This window comes from Streptomyces zingiberis (assembly GCF_012034935.1).
In the GTDB taxonomy this organism is placed as follows: Bacteria; Actinomycetota; Actinomycetes; order Streptomycetales; family Streptomycetaceae; genus Streptomyces; species Streptomyces zingiberis.
The window spans coordinates 1-19,827 of sequence record NZ_JAATEN010000022.1 but is presented as its reverse complement, the minus strand read 5'-3'; the positions used below and the strand labels follow the sequence as shown (position 1 = coordinate 19,827).

General features: G+C 76.4%; 1 protein-coding gene. It reads right to left on the bottom strand.

The features are described from left to right. Nucleotides 1-17 precede the first annotated feature (17 nt). The gene (locus tag HCK00_RS22260; RefSeq protein ID WP_206320748.1) at nt 18-19,793 is read right to left on the bottom strand and encodes a lonely Cys domain-containing protein; all 19,776 of its coding nucleotides are present in this window, start codon (nt 19,791-19,793) and stop codon (nt 18-20) included. Between the last annotated feature and the right edge of the window lie 34 nt (nt 19,794-19,827).

The window sequence follows — 19,827 nt, the reverse complement described above, 5'->3', positions numbered from 1 at the left end:
AGCTCCTCGTGCCTGTGTCAGGGGCGGTCGTACAGTATCCGGCGCAACTTCTCGTCCAGGGAGTCCGGGGGGTCCAGCCGCCGGCGGTGGAACCACGCGTCGAGCAGGCGCTCCAGCGCGCCGGCGGAGACCGAGGCCGGTACGGGGCCGGGCCCGGTGCCGGGCACGGGTCCGGCGGGCGCCGAACCGCGGCGGGGGCCCGGCACCTGGCCGGGGCCGAGCGCCGCCAGGACGTCGAGGACGTCCTCCAGCGCGCCCCGGTACCGGGCCAGCCAGGCCTGGAACGTCTCCTCGTCGCGGCCGGAGGTGCCGTCCCCCAGCCAGCCCAGGGTGTCCAGGGCGTGCTCGTCGGGGAAGAGGCCGTCGGCGGCCACGTGTTCGCGCAGCTCGGCCTCGGTGAGGGGGGAGATCCGCCAGTAGCGGCCCCAGTTGTTGACGTAGTCCAGCTGCCCCGGCTCGGGCCGGCCGCGCTCCCGCTGCCGGTCCAGGACGAGCTGCGAGCCGCGCATCACCTCGTCCAGGGAGTGGTGGCGCACCGGCAGCATCTCCGCCAGCAGCGCGGCGCGCACCAGCCCCAGGTCGATGTCCAGGCCCCAGACCTCGCGCATCTTCACGGCCTGCGACATCAGCCGGGCGGCCGAGCCGGAGGTGCCGGCCTCGACCAGGGCACCGCTCCGCGCTGCCGCGCGGTGCGGGGCGCTGTGCAGGGAGATGTCGTAGCGGTTCGCCCCCGGAATCCAGGGCAGGACGTCCCCGCCCATCAGGGAGCGCTCCGCCTCGCTCAGCGGCGGCCGGATGTCCTCGACGCGCAACGGCACCCGCAGCGCCCGCTCGACCTCCTTCAGCGTCGCCCGCGCCTCGGGCGACTCCCGGTCCCCCGCGAGCAGCAGCTTGTGGTCGATCATGAGCATGGACGGGGGACGCGAGACGATGTACTCGGCGGTGATCACCGCCGGGTTGGGGTCGGGGCTGCCGAGCAGCTCGGAGATGAGGCCGCCGTTCCCCTCCCGGGACTGGGCGCCGATCCAGAGCATGCCCATCCGCTCGCGCAGATTGCCCGACACCGCGACCGCCCGCAGCCGCGCGCGGTCGGTGCCCACGGCGCCGTCGATCGTGGGGTCGTCCGAGCCCAGCTCGGCCCAGCGGCCGACGGCCTCGGCACGCTGCCACAGGACCCGTGTCATGACGGCGAGCTGGGCGTTGACGGCCGGGTGGCCGGCGAGGTGGTGGGCGAGCCGCCGCTCGAACTCCACGGCCTCCGTCAGATAGCGGAGGCGGGCCATGGTCCAGTCCGGCGCCCGGCGCCTGCCGTCCCGCCCTCCCTGGGAGACCAGCTCCCGCAGCCGGTCGCGGACCGGGCCGGGCGCGGCGGAGAGGGCCTCGGCCACCCGGGCCAGCCGGGCGCTGTCGGAGTAGGCGCCCCCGGTGTCCACGAGATCACCGAGACTGCCGAGATCGCCGAGGTCTCCGGGGCTGCTGCTGCCCGGGGACCCGGCCGGCCCGGTGTCGGCGGGGCCGCCGGGGAGCCCGGAGAGGTACCGGTCCCGCTCCTGGTCGTGGACGAGGAGCGCGGGTGGCTCGGTGGCCTCGCCGGGGGTGCCGGGACGCACGGCTCCGGCCTCGCCGGGCGTGCCGTCACCCTCGGCACCGTCGCTGCCGTCCGTGGCGCCGACGGGGTGGAAGGTCACCGCTCCGTCCGGCCCCGCCACGGCCACGACCGTGCCGAGCGCGCGGGCGGCCGCGGTCACGAGGGCGTCCATGGGCAGCGCCGGGTTCGCGGCCCTGTCGCCGCGGGACGGGTCGATGAGCAGCAGCCGGAGGCGCTGGACCGGGCTGAGCGTGACCTCCGGGGTGGGGAGCCGGTCGCCGAGGAGCATCGCCTGCGTGCGCTGGGCGACGTCGAGTTCCACGCCGATCCGCTCCAGCCGGACCACCGCGATGGTGCCCGACATGGACAGCGGGGGCACCGCCGCGGCGGACGCCGGGGAGACGTCGGCGTCGGTGAGGTTCCCCGCCAGCCATTCGCGGAAGCCGTCGGCGGTCTCGACACCGGCGTCCCGGAGCTCGGCGGTGGCCGTGTACCGCAGGGCGAAGTACAGGGCGGGGACATTCCGGTCGCCCTCCCCCGGGGACTCGTGCAGGGCGTAGCGGACGCCGTCGAGGTCCGCGGTGAGCTCGTCGGTACGCCGGTAGTCGCCGCGCGACACGGGCGGGGCGGGCGATTCCGGCTCCGGGGAGACGGAGCCGTCGCGATCGTCGCCGAACGCCTCGAAGGCCCGGTCGGCGGCGGCGCCCTCGTCGGAGTCGGCGACGCCGTCGGGGAGTTCGACGATCCGCGGCCACCTCCCGTCGTCCGCGTTGTGCAGCGCCGCGGGCGGGTACGGGGGCATCTCCTCCAGGAGGTAGTCGGCGTACGGCTCCCCGGTCGTCGGGTCCTCGTTGGGCTCACGGGCGTGGATCGTGAGCACCGTGCCCGGCGCGTAGAGCACCTCCTCCTCGTCGATCCACGCGGAGAAGGGCGTCACCTGGCGGGCGACGGAATGCCCCACGTAGGCCACCATCGGGTGGCGGTCCTCGGCGCCGTCCTGGTCGTCCCGCATGTACGCCAGCGCCATGGACTGGGACTCGGTGGTGGAGCGGAACCGCGGGACGAACAGGACGGAGTCCATGACCAGCGGCGAATCCCCCAGCTGGTCCAGGCCGCCGGGGAGCCAGCCGCCCCACCACACCGGCCGGTTCATGGGGGGCAGGATCTCCAGCGCCTCGGCCACCATGCCGACGTGCGCGGGCATGGCGGCGTGCAGGCGGTCGGCGACCCGGTTCACCCGGCGCCGGATCTCCAGGACCGCCGGCCCGCTCGCGTCCGGCCCCAGGTCCGCCAGGTCGTCGATGGCCTGGTTGAGGTCCGGGTCGTCCTTCAGCAGGTCGAAGGACTCCTCTCCGACCTCCGCGCGCGCGTGCCGCCACACCCGCTCCCTGAGCAGCCAGCGGCCGGCGAGCGCGCCGAAGCGGGTTCCCGTGACGTACGGCTTGAACAGCTTGTGATCCGTGTCGGTGTAGAGGTGCAGCGCGATCAGATGGCCCGGGTGCAGCGCGGCCAGGGCCCGGCGGCCCTCGTCCCCGTACCGTTCCAGCCACGCCCGCGCCGCGTCGGCCCGGTTCGACTGTTCCTCGGTGTGCGTCGGGCCCCCGGTCAGCGCCGCGTTCAGCGCCTTGATCATGTCCCCGGGCACGGGGATGCCGTAGTCGTTCTCGAAGGCGGCGGTGCGGGCGTACACCTCGTGGTGCGGCAGCGGCAGACCGGGCGCGAAGGTGCGCGCGGCCCACCGGTGCAGGCGGGCGCCTTCGAGGCCGACGGCGGCGCGCTCGGTGTCGTCGCCCAGGCCGGCCAGGTGCGAGGCGCGCACCGCCTCGGACAGGGACTGGGTGTCGGTCAGGACGGCCCAGGCCAGCATCGCCTGGCGGAAGGCCGCCAGTTCGGACGGGTCCGCGCCGACGGCCCGCAGGGCCTGGAGCGTCCACAGGGCGGGGCCGGCCGTACCCCCCACGTACCGGAAGCCGCGGAGGTCGTGCGCGAACCGGTAGGCGCCGCCCCGGTGGCCCCGCGGGCGCGGCGCCGAGGGCGAGCTGAGCCACCCCGGCAGGGTGCGCAGCAGCGTGCCGGGCTCGGCGGAGGCGTAGGCGGCGTTCGCGAACGCCTGGACGAGATGCGGCACCCCCGGCCCGGTCGCCAGGAACCGGCCCACCGCGTCCGGTTCCCCGAGCAGGTCCGCGGTGGGGGTCCCGGCGAGGAAGGCGCGGTCGGCGGCGGCGGGCCCGTGCCGCTGGGCCAGGTAGGTGTGGAGCCGGGCGACGGCGCGGCGGGCGCCCTCGACGGCCTCCTGCCGGGCGGCCAGCCGCCGCGCCAGCTCGAACTCGAAGCGCGCGCTCAGGTTCCGCCACTCCCGCTGCCCGTAGAGCGGGGTGAAGTGGACGGCCTGGGACGAGCCGGGGACCCGCCAGCCGGGGACGTGCCACGGCCGTCCGCCGGGCGTCCCGGCGCCGGTGGCCGGCGGGGCGGGGTCGGGGAACCGCGCCAGCCCGGGCCGGGAGGTGGGCGGGACGCGGAGCCAGCCGGTGGCCCGGCCGTCGGCGGCCTCCAGCAGGTGGACGGTGGCCGCCGGGGCCCCGTTCCCGTCCTGTCCCCGGGTGACGGCCGCCCGGCCGGTGACCAGGTAGACGTCGAGGCCCGTGGCGTCGGCGATGCCCTGCGCCCGCCGGACCGCGCTGGAGACGTCCGTCAGGTTCGTCAGGTCCGTCAGGCCCGCCGGCCCGGCGGGGGCGTTCCCGGCGCGGCCGGGGCGCCGGCCGGTGTCCTCGGGCGCGCAGGCGAGGACGGTGACGCTGGTGAAGCCCGCCGCGGCGATGCCGGGGCCGAGCAGGCGGCCGACGGTCTCGCTGTCGGCGCCGGTGGGGAGGTCCTCCGCGGTGGCGACGGTGTAGCCGTCCGCCGAGCCGTGGGAGGTCCAGAAGAAGGTGGAGCCGGATCCGGTGGCGGGCAGGGGGCGCTGCCGCGCCACGCGCTCCCCGGCCGGGCCGCGGCTCCACTCGGTGTAGTGGCTCGCGGCGCGCAGGCCGCCGTAGAAGCCCTCCCGCAGGGCCCAGTCCCGCCGGGAGAACGAGGCCGCGCCGAAGACCTGGCCGTTTCCGTCGCGGATCTCGCGGACCACGATCCCGGCCGGGGCGGGCACCGCGGAGGGCCCGTCCCACGGCGCGTTCCAGTAGTCGGGCTCCGGGTAGCCCGGCTCCGGCGCGGTGGGCCGGCCCGGCCCGGTGGTGAGGGTGGTCAGGGCGGTGACGGGGCCGGTGGTGTGCGCGGCCGTGGTGGCGGGGGTCTCCGCGAGGAGGAGGTGCTCGTAGACGCGGCCGGTGTCCGGGTCGGTGCGGATCGCGCGCCGCAGGACGGTGAAGTCGGCGGGCTCCGCGTAGGCCACCGGGCCGTCCAGCGGCTCGGCGGCGAAGACCGCGATGTCGCGGGCCGAGGAGCGCTCCACCTCGAAGAGCACCGGGTGGTGGCCGCGGGCCGGCTCCCGGGCCCACAGCTGCTCCAGCGCGATCCCCGACTCCAGCCGGGCCACGTGGAACCGGCCGGTCGCGACGGACCGCGGGGTGCCGTCGGTGAGTCCGGTGGTGCGGTCCGGGCCGCCGGAGGGCTCGGGCAGGGTGCCGGGGAGCGTGCCCGCCCACCAGACGCGTTCCCGCACCGGGGGCAGCAGCTCCAGCGCCTCGGCGGCGAGGGCGGCGTGCTGCCGTGTCTCCGCCCGGAGCCGGCTGTCCGCGGCGGCGACCGCCTGGCGCAGGGCGGGCAACAGCTGGGCGCGGCCGGGGCCGTCCGCGGGAAGCGCCCGGGCGCGCTCGGCCAGGCGCAGGATCTCCGGCTGGCTCAGCATCACGACGGGGAGGGTGAGGTCACCGGCGAGGGCGGGCGCGAGGGCGCGCTGGGCCGCCGTCACGGGCGCGTCCTCGGCGAACAGGGCCGCGTCGGGGCCGCCGAGCAGGTGCAGGGCCGTGACGTGGGCGGGGTCCAGGCCGTCGAGGGGGGAGCCGCCGTGCCGCTGCCGCCAGTCGTGCAGGGCGTCGTCGCGGTCGAGCAGCCCGTCCGGGTCGAAGTCCCCGGCCAGCCTCTCCTCACCGGAGCGGATGGAGCGGGCGAGCCCGTCGGGCAGGACCAGGCCACCGGAGGCCCGCGGGTCGGGGCGGCCGGCTCCGGTGGCGTACAGGGCCCGGTGGGGCAGGCGCAGCCCACCGAGTGCGGCTCCCAGCCGCGCGGCCGGGTTCCAGGTGGCCTCGGCCCAGCGGTGGACGTGCGCGGCGTCACCAGTGGTCGCGGCGCGCTCGGCGGTGTCCCCCAGCCCGGCCTCGCGGGAGGCGAGCAGGATTTCGACGAGGGTGTGGCGGCCGGTGGGCAGCAGCCAGCCGACCACGGCGTCCCGGAAGGCCAGGACGTCGGCACGGAGCACCCCGGGCAGCCGCGCGTACCGCGTGAGCGCGTCCACGGCCGGCCGGGCCGGGCCGCCCGCCAGGGGGAAGCCGCGGTCGTGGTGGAGATCCCGGTACCAGTTGCCCTCCTGATCCGGCGGGGGCGGGGCGCTGAACCACGAGGTCAGGCCGGCGCCCCTGGCGAACGTGGACATCAGGTGCGGCAGCCCGGCGTCTCCCCGGGGGTCCAGCGTCCGGCGGAGGGCCGTCTCCTGGTTCTCCCGGCCCGTGACGGTCTCCGGGAGGAGCAGCGACAGGGCCCGCTCCGCGCCGTACCGGTCGGCGAGCCACTCGTGCAGCCTGCGTACGGCGTCGCGGGCCGCCGCCAGGACCGCCGTGTCACCGGCCAGGGCGCGGCCCAGCGCCCGCTCCCAGGCCCGGCTCGCCACGGGCCAGCGCGGATCGGCGTAGAGGGAGGCGAGGCCGTCGGTGTGGTGCCACGGGTCGCGCGGCGCCCCGCCCCCGGTGCCTTCGCCGGGCTCCGGGGTGTGGACGAGCCACCGGGGCGCGGGCAGCCCGGGGTCGCGCGCGACTTCCAGCCCGAAGGGCGGGACGGCGCCGGAGCCGCGGTCGTAGGTCTCACTGGGCGCCGTCGCGCCGACGGTGTCGACCCCGGAGCGGTCCGCCATCCGCCGGGCCAGCGGGCCGGCCCCGGCGGGCGGGCCGAGGACGACGAGCGCGGCGGGCCGGGGCCGGTCGTGGGCGCGGAGCAACTCCCGGACGTGGTCACCCGCCTGACCGGCGGTGACCAGCTTGGCGCCGTCGCGGGAGGCGAGGCGGACCAGCCGGCCGTCGCCGGGGGCGGCGAAGAACAGCGCGCCGCGCTCCCAGGGCACCGGCACCCGGTCGGCCTCCCAGGTCCCGCTCTCGGTGTCGAAGTACTTGAAGTAGCTCAGCTCGGGGAAGGTCCGCAGGGCGCTGTGGCGCTCCGCCGCCTCCTGCACGGTGTAACCGGTGACGCCGGCCCAGCTGCCGTCGGGCCGCATCACCGGGCGGACGAGGACCTCCCGGTCCCACGCCTGCCCGGCGGGCGGGGCGGGCAGTTCCCGCACGGTGACGTGGAGCAGGTCGCGGCCGAGGGCGGCGTCGTACCGGACCTCCCGGGCCACTTCCTGGAAAGAGGTCTCCCGCGGGTACAGGGCCTGCCGGACGCCGGGGTTGCGGCCGAACGGCGCGACGTCCCGCGCGGAGGAGCGGCGCACCTCGTAGACCACCGGGTGGTGCTCACCGGGCGGCGGCGTCCGCAGGGCCCGCGCCAGGGTCTCCCGGGAGGTGGTGACCGTGTCGAAGGCGGGCTTGGTGAAGGTGAGCCCCGCCATGGCCGAACCGGCGTCCGCGAGGCTCCCCGGCTCCCAGGTGTGCCAGTACGCGGCCGTGTCCAGCGGCGGCAGCAGGCCGAGGGCCTCGCCGGCCATCCGCCGCAGGACGGCGAGTTCGCCGCGGAGCCCCTCGGCGAGCCCGGTGGCGCGGTCCGCCGCCTCCCGGGCGATCCCGTCCAGGACGGCCTGCCGGTCCGGGATGTCCGGCGGCAGGAACGCGGCGCGGCGCACCAGCGTCCGGAACCGCGTGTCGCGCAGGAGGAACAGCGACCACCGTTGCTCCGGCACCCCCCGCGGGATGTCCCGAAGGGCCAGCTTGCCCAGGGCGTCACGGAGCCGGTCGAGCGAGCCGGGCCCGGTGGTCAGCTCCGGGTCGGTCAGCAGGGCGTCCTGCCCGCTGATCAGGTAGAGCGCGGGGACGTGCGCCGCGGTGAGGTTCCGCAGCAGCGCGGGGCTCTCGTGCCGCAGCAGCCAGGCGCGCCGCGCGGCACGCCGCCTCCGCGCCTCGGGGCCCGCCGGCCAGGGAAGGGCGGCCAGGTCCGCCCCGCTCCAGGTGGAGCCCTCCAGCCGGGCGAACGCGGTGATGGCGGCCGGCTCGGCCGCGCCGGCGGTGATCCACGGGCGGAGCCAGGCGGTGGTCCGCAGGTACAGCCGCTGGTGCGGCGGGATGAGCTGCTCCCGCAGGGTGCCGTCGTCACCGAACTCCTCGCTCAGGGCGGGCTCGGTCCGGACGCGGTGGCGGGGGTCGAAGACCGCGTCGGCCCACAGGTACAGCCGGGCCGCCTCGGTCTGCGCCGGCACGGGCTCGGTCTCCTCGCGCACCCCGGCCCGGTGCGCGGCCTCCAGGAGTTCGGCCAGCGAGTGGGTGCCGCCGCCGAGGTGGGTCGCGATCAGGGCGGTGCGCAGCGCGGACAGCTCGGCCGGGTCCGTGCCCGGCAGGCTCCGGAAGGCCCGCAGCAGCCACTCCACCCGGGTGGCGTGGCCGGTGCCGACGTGGTGCCCCAGCTGGTCGTGGCGGTCCCGGAACCAGGGCCCGTTCCAGGGGTGGTCCTCCGTCTCGGGCGCCGTGGCGGGCACGTCGTCGGGCCGCAGCCCGGGACGTTCCTGCCACAGCAGGCGCAGCGACGGGTGCGACGGGCCGGCCGGCGACCCGTACGCGGCGGACGCGAACGCCGCCATGAGCGTGTCCGTGTCCACGCCGGCGTCCTCGTCGGTCAGCGCGTCGAACCGCTCCTCGGGGTCGGTCCCGGGGTCCACGGCCGGGAGGAACGCCGAGGCCGCCGCGGCGGGACCGACGTGCCCGGCGAGGTAGGCGTGGAGCGCGAGCACGGCGGACCGCGCCCCGGCGACGACGGCCCCGTCGAGGGTGAGGACCCGGCCGAGGGCCGTCTCGTACTCGGCGCGCAGCACCGGCCAACGCGGGTCGGCGTAGAGGAGGGACAGCCGCAGGCCGTCGCCCTCCGGCGGGACGGGCCGGGCCGGTACGGGCCACGGCGTGTCGCGCGCCTCACGGACGCGGACGTGCGCGAACCGCCGCCCCTCGGTGCGGCGGAGGGTCCGGCTCTCCTGGCGGTAGAGGCTGGCGGGCGGGTAGAGCGCCTCCGTCTCGCTCAGGAACCGGGAGAACAGGGAGATGTCCCGGGCCGAGGAGTCGGAAACCTCGGTGAGCTGGCGGTGGGTCCCCGAGGGCGCGGGGCGGGTGTCCAGCGCGAAGTCCAGCGCCTCGTCCTCCCCGAGGGAGGTGCTGCGGAAGAACGGCACCATGATCAGGTTCTGGGTCGGACCGGCCGGCTGCCCCGTCAGGGGGCCCGGCGCGCCGCGGTCGCCCCACCAGACGGTGCGCGCCACCGGGGGAAGCAGCTCCAGCGCCTCGGCCGCCATCTCGATGTGCAGCCGCAGATCGAAACTGAACCGGTCCACGACGGTGTCGAGCCGGCGCCGCACCCACGCGGTCTCCGGGTCCCTCAGGTCCAGGCTGCCCAGGTGCATGACGTCGCTCATGATCTCGCCGAAGCCGGGGTACATGCGCAGCGTCAGGGGCACGTGGTGCTCCCAGGACTGTGCCGCGTCGACGCCCTTCACCACCGTCTTCCAGGCGACGGTGCGCAGCAGCCACCGGGTGGTGCCGCGGCCGAACCGCTCGCCGTTCAGATACGCCTTCATGAGCTGGTAGTCGGGGAGGCTGTAGATGAAGAGGGCGGCCATGTGGGCGGGGGTGAGCCTCAGCAGCGCGGCGCGGCCCGCGGCACCGTGCCGTGCCAGCCAGTCCTGCGCCACGGCCATCCGCTCCACGTCGGTGACCTGCGGGGAGCCGGGCACGAGGAGTTCACGGACCATGGCCTCCAGCCCGCCCGGAACCTCGACGCTGGCGGTCGCGGTCTCCGGGTAGCGGGTCACCTCGCCGTAGACGGCGGTGTGCGGGGAGCGCAGGCGGTGGGCGAGGGCCTGACCCTGCTCGTCGCCGGGGACCCGCTCCCAGGGGACGAAGTGGTCCCGCACCCAGTTGTGCATCCGGGCGGCGTCCAGGGAGAGGGCGCAGCGCTCCTCGCGGCTGCCGAGGCCGAGCCGGTGCAGGGCGCGGAGCACCTCGGGGAGCGAGTGCAGGCCGGCCGGGACGGCCCAGGCGATCAGCGCGGCGCGGAGGGCGCCCAGCTCGGGGTCGGTCGCGCCGAGTTCACGGGCCGCCTGGAGCAGCCAGAGGGCGGGCCCGTCCACCCCGCCGGCCTGCCGGAAGCCGAGGGCGTCGTGCTGCTGCCACTGCCCCCGTTCGGCGCGGTTCAGCGGGATCACGGGACGGCCGTCGTAGGAGATCCGGCCCGGCAGCGCGCCGTGCACGGTCCCCTGGGCCTGGGCGCCCGCGAAGACGGCGTTCGCGTAGGCCGCCATGACCTGGTGCAGTTCGGCGGTGGCCGCCGGGCCGAGCAGACGGCCGACCGGGTCGCCGGTCTGCTGCCACGCGGGGTCGGACGGCGGGACGAGCGTGCGGGCCGCCGCCTCGGCCCCGAACCGCTGGGCGAGGAAGTGGTGGGCGCGGCCGAGCGCCTGCCGCGCCGCGGCGAGCACGGTCGGGTCCATCGTCAGCGCGTTCGCCAGCGCGAACTCGAACTCGACGCTCCGCTGCCGCCAGGCGGGGCTGCCGTAGAGACCGGTGAAGCGCGGCACGTCGGGAGAGCCGGTGATCCGCCAGGAGGAGGTGTGGAAGGGCAGCCCGTTGTCGGCGCGGCCGGGCGCGCGGCCGGTGGTGGTGCCGGCGTCCGGCGCGTCGTCCGGTTCCCCGTCGGACTCCGAGACCTCACCGGACTCGGGCCCGGAGTCCATGACGAGGTCCGGTGCCTCGTCGGAGTCGTGGCCGAAGACCACGTGGCTGTCCGACGCCTCGCCGGAGTCGGAGCTGAAGACCACGTCGGCGTCCGGCGCCGCGCCGAAGGCGGGGACGAAGAGCAGGCCCTCGTCCGACATCACGGCGGACGCGGCACCGGAGCCGGAGGACCCGGAGGAGCCGGAGGATTCCGGGGAGCCCGAGGATTCCGGGGACCCCGAGGATTCAGAAGATCCGGACACCTCGCCGGACTCGGGCCCGGAGCTCATGTCGACGTCACCGTCGACAGCGGAGTTGACGAGCGCGGGGCCGGGATAGGTGATTCCGGCGCGGGCGGCGCGACCGGAGGTGGGCCTCGGCGGGCTCCCGGCGGACCGTCCGGAGGGGTACTCCGTCACCCAGTCCGTGGCCCGGCCGGCCCCGTCCTCCAGCGTGTGCAGGACCGCCGGGCCGTCCCCACCGGCCGTCACCGCGGCACGGCCCACCGGCAGATGCACCGGCACCCCCACCGCGTCCGCCAGCCGCCGGGCCCGCGCCCGCGCCAGGGCCACGCCCCCGGTGGCGCCGACGGCGGTGCCGGCCGGGCCGCAGGCCAGCACCGTCAGGCTGCGGAAGCCGCCCGCCCGGATCGCCGGCGCCAGCAGCCGCCCGACGTACCCGCCGTCGTCCCGCCGGACCCCGCCGTCCCCGGTGACCGCTGCCAGTCCGTCGGGGCCGGCGTGCGAGGCGTAGAAGAACGTGCCGCGGGCGCTCCCGCCGCCGGGCAGTTCCCGCCGGGTGGCCACGGGCGGGCCGTCCCCGTCCCGCTCCCAGGAGACGAACTCCGACGCGCCGCCCAGCCGGCCGTAGGCCGCCTGCCGTACCGCCCAGTCCCCGTCGTCGAACGACGCCACCCCGAGCAGGCGTCCGGACGCGTCCCGCACCTCCCGCAGCACCACCGCGGGCGGGACGGAATCGGCCGCCGGGTCGTCGGACAGGTGCGAGATGTCCGACATCCCGGAGTCGCTCGCGGAGTCCCTGCCGGCGTCGAGGTCGAACAGGTCGTCCACGGAGTCGCCGAACGCGGCCGGAGCGTAGGGCAGCGGGCCGGAGGAATCGTCGGCGCCGGTGAGTTCCGGCAGCGGGGTGATCTCGGTGACCACCTCACGCAGCATCGGGTACGGCCCGGTACGGGTGTCCGGCTCACGGGAGACGACGCCGAACCGCATGGCCGGCGGGTAGAGCGCCTCGCCCTCCGCCATGAACTTGAAGAACGGCCTCCCGTCGCGCGCGGTGGAGTCCCGCACCTCGATCAGCTTGCGGTGCGAACGCTCGGGCACGCCCATGTCGGACTGCGCGAACTCCAGCGCGCTCTGCTCCACCAGCGAGGTGGAGCGGAAGATCGGCACATCGATCGTCCCGGAGCCGTAGACCGGGCCGTTCGCCGCGGGGGCGTGCAGCGGTCCGGGCGCTCCACGCTCACCCCACCAGACGGTCGTTCCGGCCGGCGGGAGGATCTCCAGCGCCTCGACCGCCATGTCGATGTGGAGCCGCAGCTCGTCGTGGACCCGGTTCGCCAGATCGTCCACCCGGCGCCGCAACCGGGCGGCGGTCCCGCCGACGGCATCCGGCCCCTCGGCCAGCTCGCGCAGGCCCGCGTGGATCTCGGCGAAATCGGGGTGGTTCATCACGGTGAGCGGCAGGGTCTCGGTGTTCCCGTCCCCGATCGCCAACTCGAGGTGTTCCCACACCTGGTGGCGCACGAGGTGGCGGCTCATGCCCGGGCCGAAGCGCTCCCCGTTGAGCAGTGCCTTCATCAGCCGGTAGTCGGCCGCGCTGTAGAGGTACAGGGCCGTCATATGGGCCGGGGTGAGTCGCTCCAGCGCCTCGGCGCCGCGCTCGCCGTGCCTCCTGAGCCACGCGCTCAGCACCTTCACCCTGTCGTGCTCCTGGCCCCGTGGGCGGTGGCCGCTGAGCACCGCCTCGGTCATGTTCACGAGCATGCCGGGGATGTCCATCGTCCCGGTGACCGCCCGGGGGAACGTCATGCGGCGTTCGTACAGGGCCTGGTGCGGCGGGATCAGGGCGTCGGGGAGGTCGTCGCCGCCGTCGAGGAGTCCGGCGGCGGTGAAGTGCGGTGCCACCCAGGTGTGGAGCGCGGCGCCGTCCTGGTCCGTGGCCGCGCGTTCGGCGGCGTCACCCATGCCGATCAGGTGCGAGTCGCGCAGCACCTCGTGGAGCGACTGCGCGTCGGAGGAGACCAGCCAGGCGATCAGGGCGGCCCGGAACGACGGCAGCGCGGCCGGCGGCAGGTGGGTCGCGGCGGCCATCCGCAGCAGCCGCAGCGCGGGGCCCCGCTCCCCGCCGACCCGGCGGAAGCCGCGGCTGTCGTGCACGGCCCGGTAGGCGCTCTCCGCCGCGTGACGCGCGCCCCCGATGCCGGAGAGCGCCTGTGCCACCGGGCCGGGCATCCCGCCGCCCGTGTAGGCGGCGCGGACCAGGGCGATCATGAGCCCTTCCAGGGCCTCCGGCCCGGCGGGCGCGGTGAGCACCCGGTCCAGCGCGGCGCCGGGATCCGCCGGCATCGCGTCCGGGGCGAAGAAGGCCCGCGCCGCCCGCTCCGGCCCGTACCGCTCGGCGAGCCGGTCGTACACGCCGCGCGTCACCACCCGCGCCACCGTGACGAGCTGGGGGTTCTCGCTCAGCGACTCGGCGAGGGCGTCCTCGAGACCGACGCTGAGCGCACGCCAGTCACGGTCCCGGTAGAACGCCGCGTACCGGACCCGGCCGGGGCTGCCCGCCGGCTGCCAGGAGGAGAGCGCCCACGGCCGCCCCCCGGCCGCCTCCGCGTCCTCCAGCTGTTCCGGAGTGGCGTCCGGCCCGCCCGTGTTGATCTGCTCCGGCCCGGGATAGGCCACGGTGGCCGGGGAGCCGTCCGTGGCGGTCGGTGACGGGGCCGCGGGCCGGCCGGCCGGGTGTTCGGTCACCCAGCCCGTGCTGTTCCCGTGGAGGTCCTCCAGGGTGTGCACCACCGTCGCGCCGTCCTGGCCGACGGTGACCGCCGACCGGCCGACCGGCATGTGCACCGGCAGGCCCACCGCGTCCGCCAGCCGCCGCGCCCGCGCCCGCGCCGCCGCCTCGCCGTGGGCGATCCCGCCGGGACCGCAGGCCAGCACCGTCACGCTGCGGAAGCCGCCCGCCCGCACCGACGGTGCCAGCAGGTGCCCGACGAGGCTGCCGTCGTCCCGCCGCACGCCGCCGTCCCCGGTGACGGGCGCCAGCCCGTCCGGGCCGCCGTGCGAGGCGTAGAAGAACGTGCCCCGCGCGCTCCCGCCACCGGGCAGCGTCCGCCGCGTGGCCACGGGCGGGCCGTCCCCGTCCCGCTCCCAGGACACGAACCCGGACACACCGCCCAGCCCCGCGTACGCCGCGCGCCGCACGGCCCAGTCGCCGTGGTCGAAGGACGCCATCCCCAGCAGCCGGCCGGAGGTGTCCCGCACCTCCCGCAGCACCGGCGCGGGCCACTGCCGCCCGGGATCCGGGGTGCCGATCGTGAACAGGTCGTCCGGGAGGGCGGCCCCGGGACGCGGCGTGGGGGTGCCGCCCCGGCTGGGCGGCCGCTCGCGGGCGACGACGGCCTCGTACCAGTTCCGCTGGTCCGGGTCGGTGGAGACCACGCTGCGCTCGGCGATGTCGAAGGCCGCCCCGGGCGGGTACGCGGCCTCGTTCTCCGAGAGGAAGACCACGAACGGCGTGACCTCGCGCGCCGTCGAGAACGGGACGTGCACCAGCCCGAGGTGGGCGCCGCCGGGGGTGCCCTTGCTCCGGCGCATGAAGCCCTCCGCCGGCCCGGCCAGCAGGGAGGTCGAGCGGAAGAACGGGAACGTGATGGTGTCGCGCCCGTAGATGGGACCCGCGGCCGGCGGGCCGTTCAGCGGGCCCGGAATGCCGCGGTCGCCCCACCAGACGTCGGCGTTGACCGGCGGCAGGATCTCCAGCGCCTCGATCGCCATGTCGACGTGGAGCCGCAGCTCGTCGAGGGCCCGGTCGGCCATCGCGTCCACACGGCGGCGCAGCCGCTCCACCTCGCGGGTGCGCGCGGCGAGGTCGTCCACCTCCCACATCGCGTCGAACAGGTCCATGAAGGCGTCCCGCCGGCGGAGGACCATCGGGACCATGTCGGGCTGGCCGACCTCCGCGGCCTTCACCGTCATCGTCCAGGCGCTCAGACGCACCAGCCGGCGGCTCATCGCCGGGCCGAACCGCTCCCCGTTGAGGTACGCCTTCATCAGCCGGTAGTCGGGGCCGCTGTAGAGGTAGAGCGCCGTCAGGTGGGCGGCGGTGAGGAGGTCCAGCGCCTCCTCGCCCCGGTCGCCGTAGCGGTGGAGCCAGCGCAGGAGTTCCCGGCCGCGCTGCGTGTGCGCCGGCAGATCGCCGCCGAGGACCTCCTCGATCAGGGAGATCAGGTCGTCGGGGACGGCGAGCCGGTTGGGGGTGGCGTCGCGGCCGAGCTGGTACCGCCGGTCGTAGAGCGCGTGGTGCGGCACCGTGAGGTGCTGGATCCGGGGGTCGTCGGCGTGGGACTCGTAAAAACCGGACCGGTGGGCGGTGTTCGACGCCCAGACGTGCAGCCCGGCGCCGTCCCGCAGCGCGACGGTGCGCTCCTCCGCGTCCCCGAGACCCGCCAGGTGCGAGTCGGAGACGATCTCGTGGAGGGACTGGAGGTCGGCCGGGATCAGCCAGGCGATGAGGGCGGCGCGGAACACCACCAGCTGCGGCCGGGTCGCCCCGAGGGCCGCGTACGTCCGCAGCATCCGCAGGGCCGGGCCCCGCTCCCCGCCCACCCGGCGGAACCCGCGGCTGTCGTGCACCTCCCGGTAGGCGCTGCCCGGGGCGTACCGCGACCGGTTGCCGGGCGCGCGGGAGAGCACCCCGGCGACCCCGGGCGGCAGCCCGGGACCGGCGTACGCGGCGTGGGCGAACGCCGTCATCAGCTCGTCGAGGGTGAGCACGCCGGGCGGCAGGGAGCGCGTCCACGCCAGGGCCGCCGCCGGGTCGGCCGGCGCCGCGCCCGGGTCGAAGAAGGCGCGCGTCGCCGCGGCCTCCCCGTGCCGGGTGACGAGTTCGCCGTGCAGACGGCCCACGGCGTCGCGCGCGATCTCGGAGATGTCCGGGAGGCCGCCCAGCAGCCCCGCCAGCGCGTACTCCAGGGCCGTGGAACGCCGGCGCCACCCGCGGTCCCCGTACATCGAGGTGAACCGCGGCCGGCCCGCGGAGCCGGCGGGGCGCCAGGAGGAGACCGCCCAGGCCGGGCCCGCCTCGGAGGGACCGTCTCCGGAAATGTCCATCGCGGTGCCGCCGGCGTCCTCCGGTCCGGCCCCGGTGGTGGTCACGGGGGTGACGTTGATCTGGGCCGGGGACGGATAGGCGAGGCCGGTGCGGGCGTCCCGCTCCCCGGTGCCGTCACCGTCCCGGCCGGGCACGGCGGACGGGGCGGTGGGGGCCGGCGGCGCCGCGGGCGCGATGTGGAAGGTACCGGCCGGGCCGCGCCGGGTCTCCGGCTCGGGCCAGGCCGCCCGCGGCGGGGCGGGGGTGGTGGCGGCGACCGGACCGCCGGTCTCCCGCGGGGTCCCGCTCGCCGGGCCGGCCGGCGCGTCCGTCTCCGGCCCCGTCTCCGGCCCCGTCTGCGGGGAGCCCACCGGGGAAGCCGGGCCGGCCGTCGTGACGATGCCGGGGGCAGCCGTGGCCGGCTGGGCGTTCCAGGTGGTCCTGCGCCACATGCCCAGGTTCTGGTCATGGCGGACCGTGACGGTGAGCGGGGCGCCGGGTCCCGCCCCGGTGAGTTCCAGGGGCCCGGTGTAGGCCCAGGCGGCGCGGCCGGTGCGGTCGGAGAAGGCCTGGGTCCGGGAGCCGCCGTCCCCCACCCCGAAGCCGGAGGTCACGAAGAGCGCGGGCGTGTCGATCTTCGCCGGCCTCAGCACCGGGTCGAGGTCCAGCAGAGCCCACAGCTCCGCGTCCGGCACCCGCACCGGGCCGGCCGCCCTGGGCAGATGGAGCTCCACGGTGTCGCTCCGCGCCGGCCCGGTCAGGACCGTCAGGGGCCGGGGGGACGAGGCGCCCCACGGCGGCGGGAGCTGATCGGTCACGGTGCCGGTGCCGCTCAGGCGCACCGCGCGGATCCGGTCCGGGGCGACACCGTCCGGGGCGGGCACACCGCTCCAGTTCCGGCCGCCGACCTCGCCGCCTTCCATGATCTGGACGGTGGGTGCGAAGGCGCCCAGGCCCACCAGGTGCAGGGCGGCCAGGACGTCCGGGTCGGCGCTGTCCAGCCGCCGGGCGTGCGCCCGCGCCACCAGGAGGCCCAGGTCCGACAGCTGGTCCTCGTTCCACGGGACCGTGGTGGGCAGGTGGAGGACACGGCGGCCCAGGCGCTCCTGAGCCGCCGGCTCGGTGCCGTGCAGCACCTCGGAGGCCGCGGTCATCGCCCAGAAGGCCCGCGTGGTGTCCGCCTCGCTCAGCGTCCCGGTGCGCTTCTCCAGGATCTCCCTGATCCGGGCTTCGCGTTCCGGCTTCGCGAACTCCCCGGCGGCGTAGGTCAGTCCGTCGTCGCCGAGCTCGGCGGTGAGCGTGGCGTCCGGGCGGTCGAGCACCCAGGTCCAGCTCGTCTCCAGCGCCCGGAGATGGGCGAGCCGGTCCGACGCCCCTCCGTCGATCCGCCGGGCGGCGAGCGTCCACAGGTCCTTGGTGAAGGGGGTGTGCGGGCTCAGGTCCGGGTCGTTGTCGCGCAGGGTCTCCAGCGCCCCGATGCCGGCGAGCAGCGTCGCGTGGCGGCCGTCCGCCACCCCGCGGTCGCTCTCGATGTCCTCGCCCAGCACCTGGCGCAGAGCGCGCAGCAGACGGAGCGTCACCTGCCGGGTGTGCGGGGACACCGGGCCGGGCTCGTCGTCGGGAAACGCCTGGCGGGCCAGGGTCTCCAGCTCGGCGTCCGACGGTTCGGGCCGGAAGCGGACCACCCGTCCGGGGGCACCGTTCGGCGGGTCGACGAGGAAGTGGGCATCGCTGAAGGCCGCCATCCCCACCGAGGTGGTGTAGGCGTCCACCTCCCGCCCGCTCACGTTGGCGACGTGCTGGGCGAGGGGGAGCTCCTCCAGCGGGTCGTCCACGGTGGGCAGCGGGAGGTGCTGCCGCTGGGGCCGGCGCGGGTCGCCGGGGGACGCCCCGTAGCAGACCTCCAGGTTGATGCGGTGGCCCGCGGGCGCCTCGCGCACCTCGCGCAGCCCGCCGATGTACAGCCCGCCGTCCGCGGCGTTCAGCACCACGGTCCGGCCCTGGCGCAACCGGAGATAGAGCCTGCCCGGCTGGCCGTGGTAGTGGGCGAGGTACACCGCGGGGTCGGGGATGAGCTCCTCGGTGCTGATCTCGACATGCCCGTCGGTGGTGGGCACGTCGTGGTGAAGCTTGCGCAGGCTGAACCACCGCCGAAGGACCCAGGACCGGCCCGCCAGCTCGTCACCGATCGACGTCCGCCCGAACCGCCGGCCCTCGGTGACCAAGGGCATCGTCATGACGTCGCTGTCGCGGAACGTCCGGCCGGCCACGGACGTCCAGACGCGGTCCTGGAACCGGGCGGGGGTGGCCGGCGGGTCGAAGGGCACCCAGTCCCCGGGCCAGGCGTCCTCGTCCCGGTCGATCATGGTGGGCACATGCGCGTCGAGGTCCGCGTCGTAACGCAGGCGGCCCTCGCCGCTCGGCGCCCACACCCGGCGCCCGAGCCGGCCGGCGACCTCCCGCATCAGCTCCAGATACTGGGTACCGGCCTTCGGGATGGCGAGCACCACCGGCACATGGGCCGGCAGCGCGGACAGGGCGGGATCCGCGGCCAGCTTCCGGGCGAAGTCCGCACGGCTCAGCACCTGCCCGTCGTGGGTGCGCACCTTGCCGCCCCTGACGCGGTCGGCGCCCACCAGGTACGCCTCCGCGCCCCAGGGAGCGGGGTTGTTCGACTCCACGAACTCCGCGTCGTCCCCCGGACGGGCCTCGACGACGAGCGCCCGGTCGGCGCGGAGCTTCGTGATCTGCTCGCCCGTCCAGTTGCGGCCGCGCACGGCGCCGGAGTCGTCGGTCAGCAGCGTCTGCGGGGCGAACAGCGGATCGGCGGCGGCGACGGCTCCCGCCGGCGGGGAGGAGACCATCGCCGTACCGGAGGTGACCGGCACCCCCGTGGCCGCCTCCTTCCGCAGCCACGCCTTGCGCCAGACCCCCGGAACCCCCGTCGCGGGGTCGATGCGCTCGATCAGCCGCAGCGGAGCCCCGTCGGGCGGCGTCTCCACGCCCAGCGGACCGCTGTACGCCCAGGTGTCACGGCCGAAGCGGTCGGTGATCACCTGTGCCAGCGGGGAGTGGCGGTCCGGCGCACCGGCGCGGGAGGAGAGCAGCACGAGCGGGACACCGAGGGGGGTGGTGCGCAGCAGCGGGGCGAGGTCGAGCAGCGCCAGGAGTTCCTGATCGTGCACGCGCATCGGTGGCATGTCCGCCAGCCGCAGCACCACCATGCCCTTGGGGTCGGCCGCCGTCCACACCGACAGCACCTCGGCCGGCTCGCCCTCCGCCGTCCACGCCGCCGGAGCCGTCTCCATCGCGCCGCCGGGCGCCGTCTCCCGGCCCATGGTCCGCAGATCCAGACCACCGGGCGCGACCGCGCCACTCCAGTTGTAACCGCGGACCGCCCCGCCTTCCCGCAGCACATGGGCCGGGCCGAAGGCGCCCTTGCCCGCGAGGTGCAGAGCCGCCAGCGCGAACCGGTCATCCGCGTCCACGTGGACGGCGAGGGCATGCGCGGTGAGGATCCACAGCTCCTGCTTCCGCTGCGGGGTCCACGGCTCCGTGGGCGGCAGGTGGAGCACGGGACGGCCCAGCGCCTCCGTGGACGCCGGATCCAGCGCGCCCATCCGCCGGGCGGCACCCGCCATCGCCCACAGGACCCGCGTCACCTCGGCCCGCGTCACCGGCCCGGTCGGCTTCCCCAGCACGTTCCGGACGAGGTTCTCGCCGAGCTTGGTGACCTGACCGAGCGCGTGCTGGAGATGGGGTATCCCGATGCTCGCGCCGAACGTGGCATCCGGCTGCTGCGCGATCCGTACCGCTGAACTGACCAGCACCTTCCGGTAAGCGGACTGGTCGACCGTGCCACCG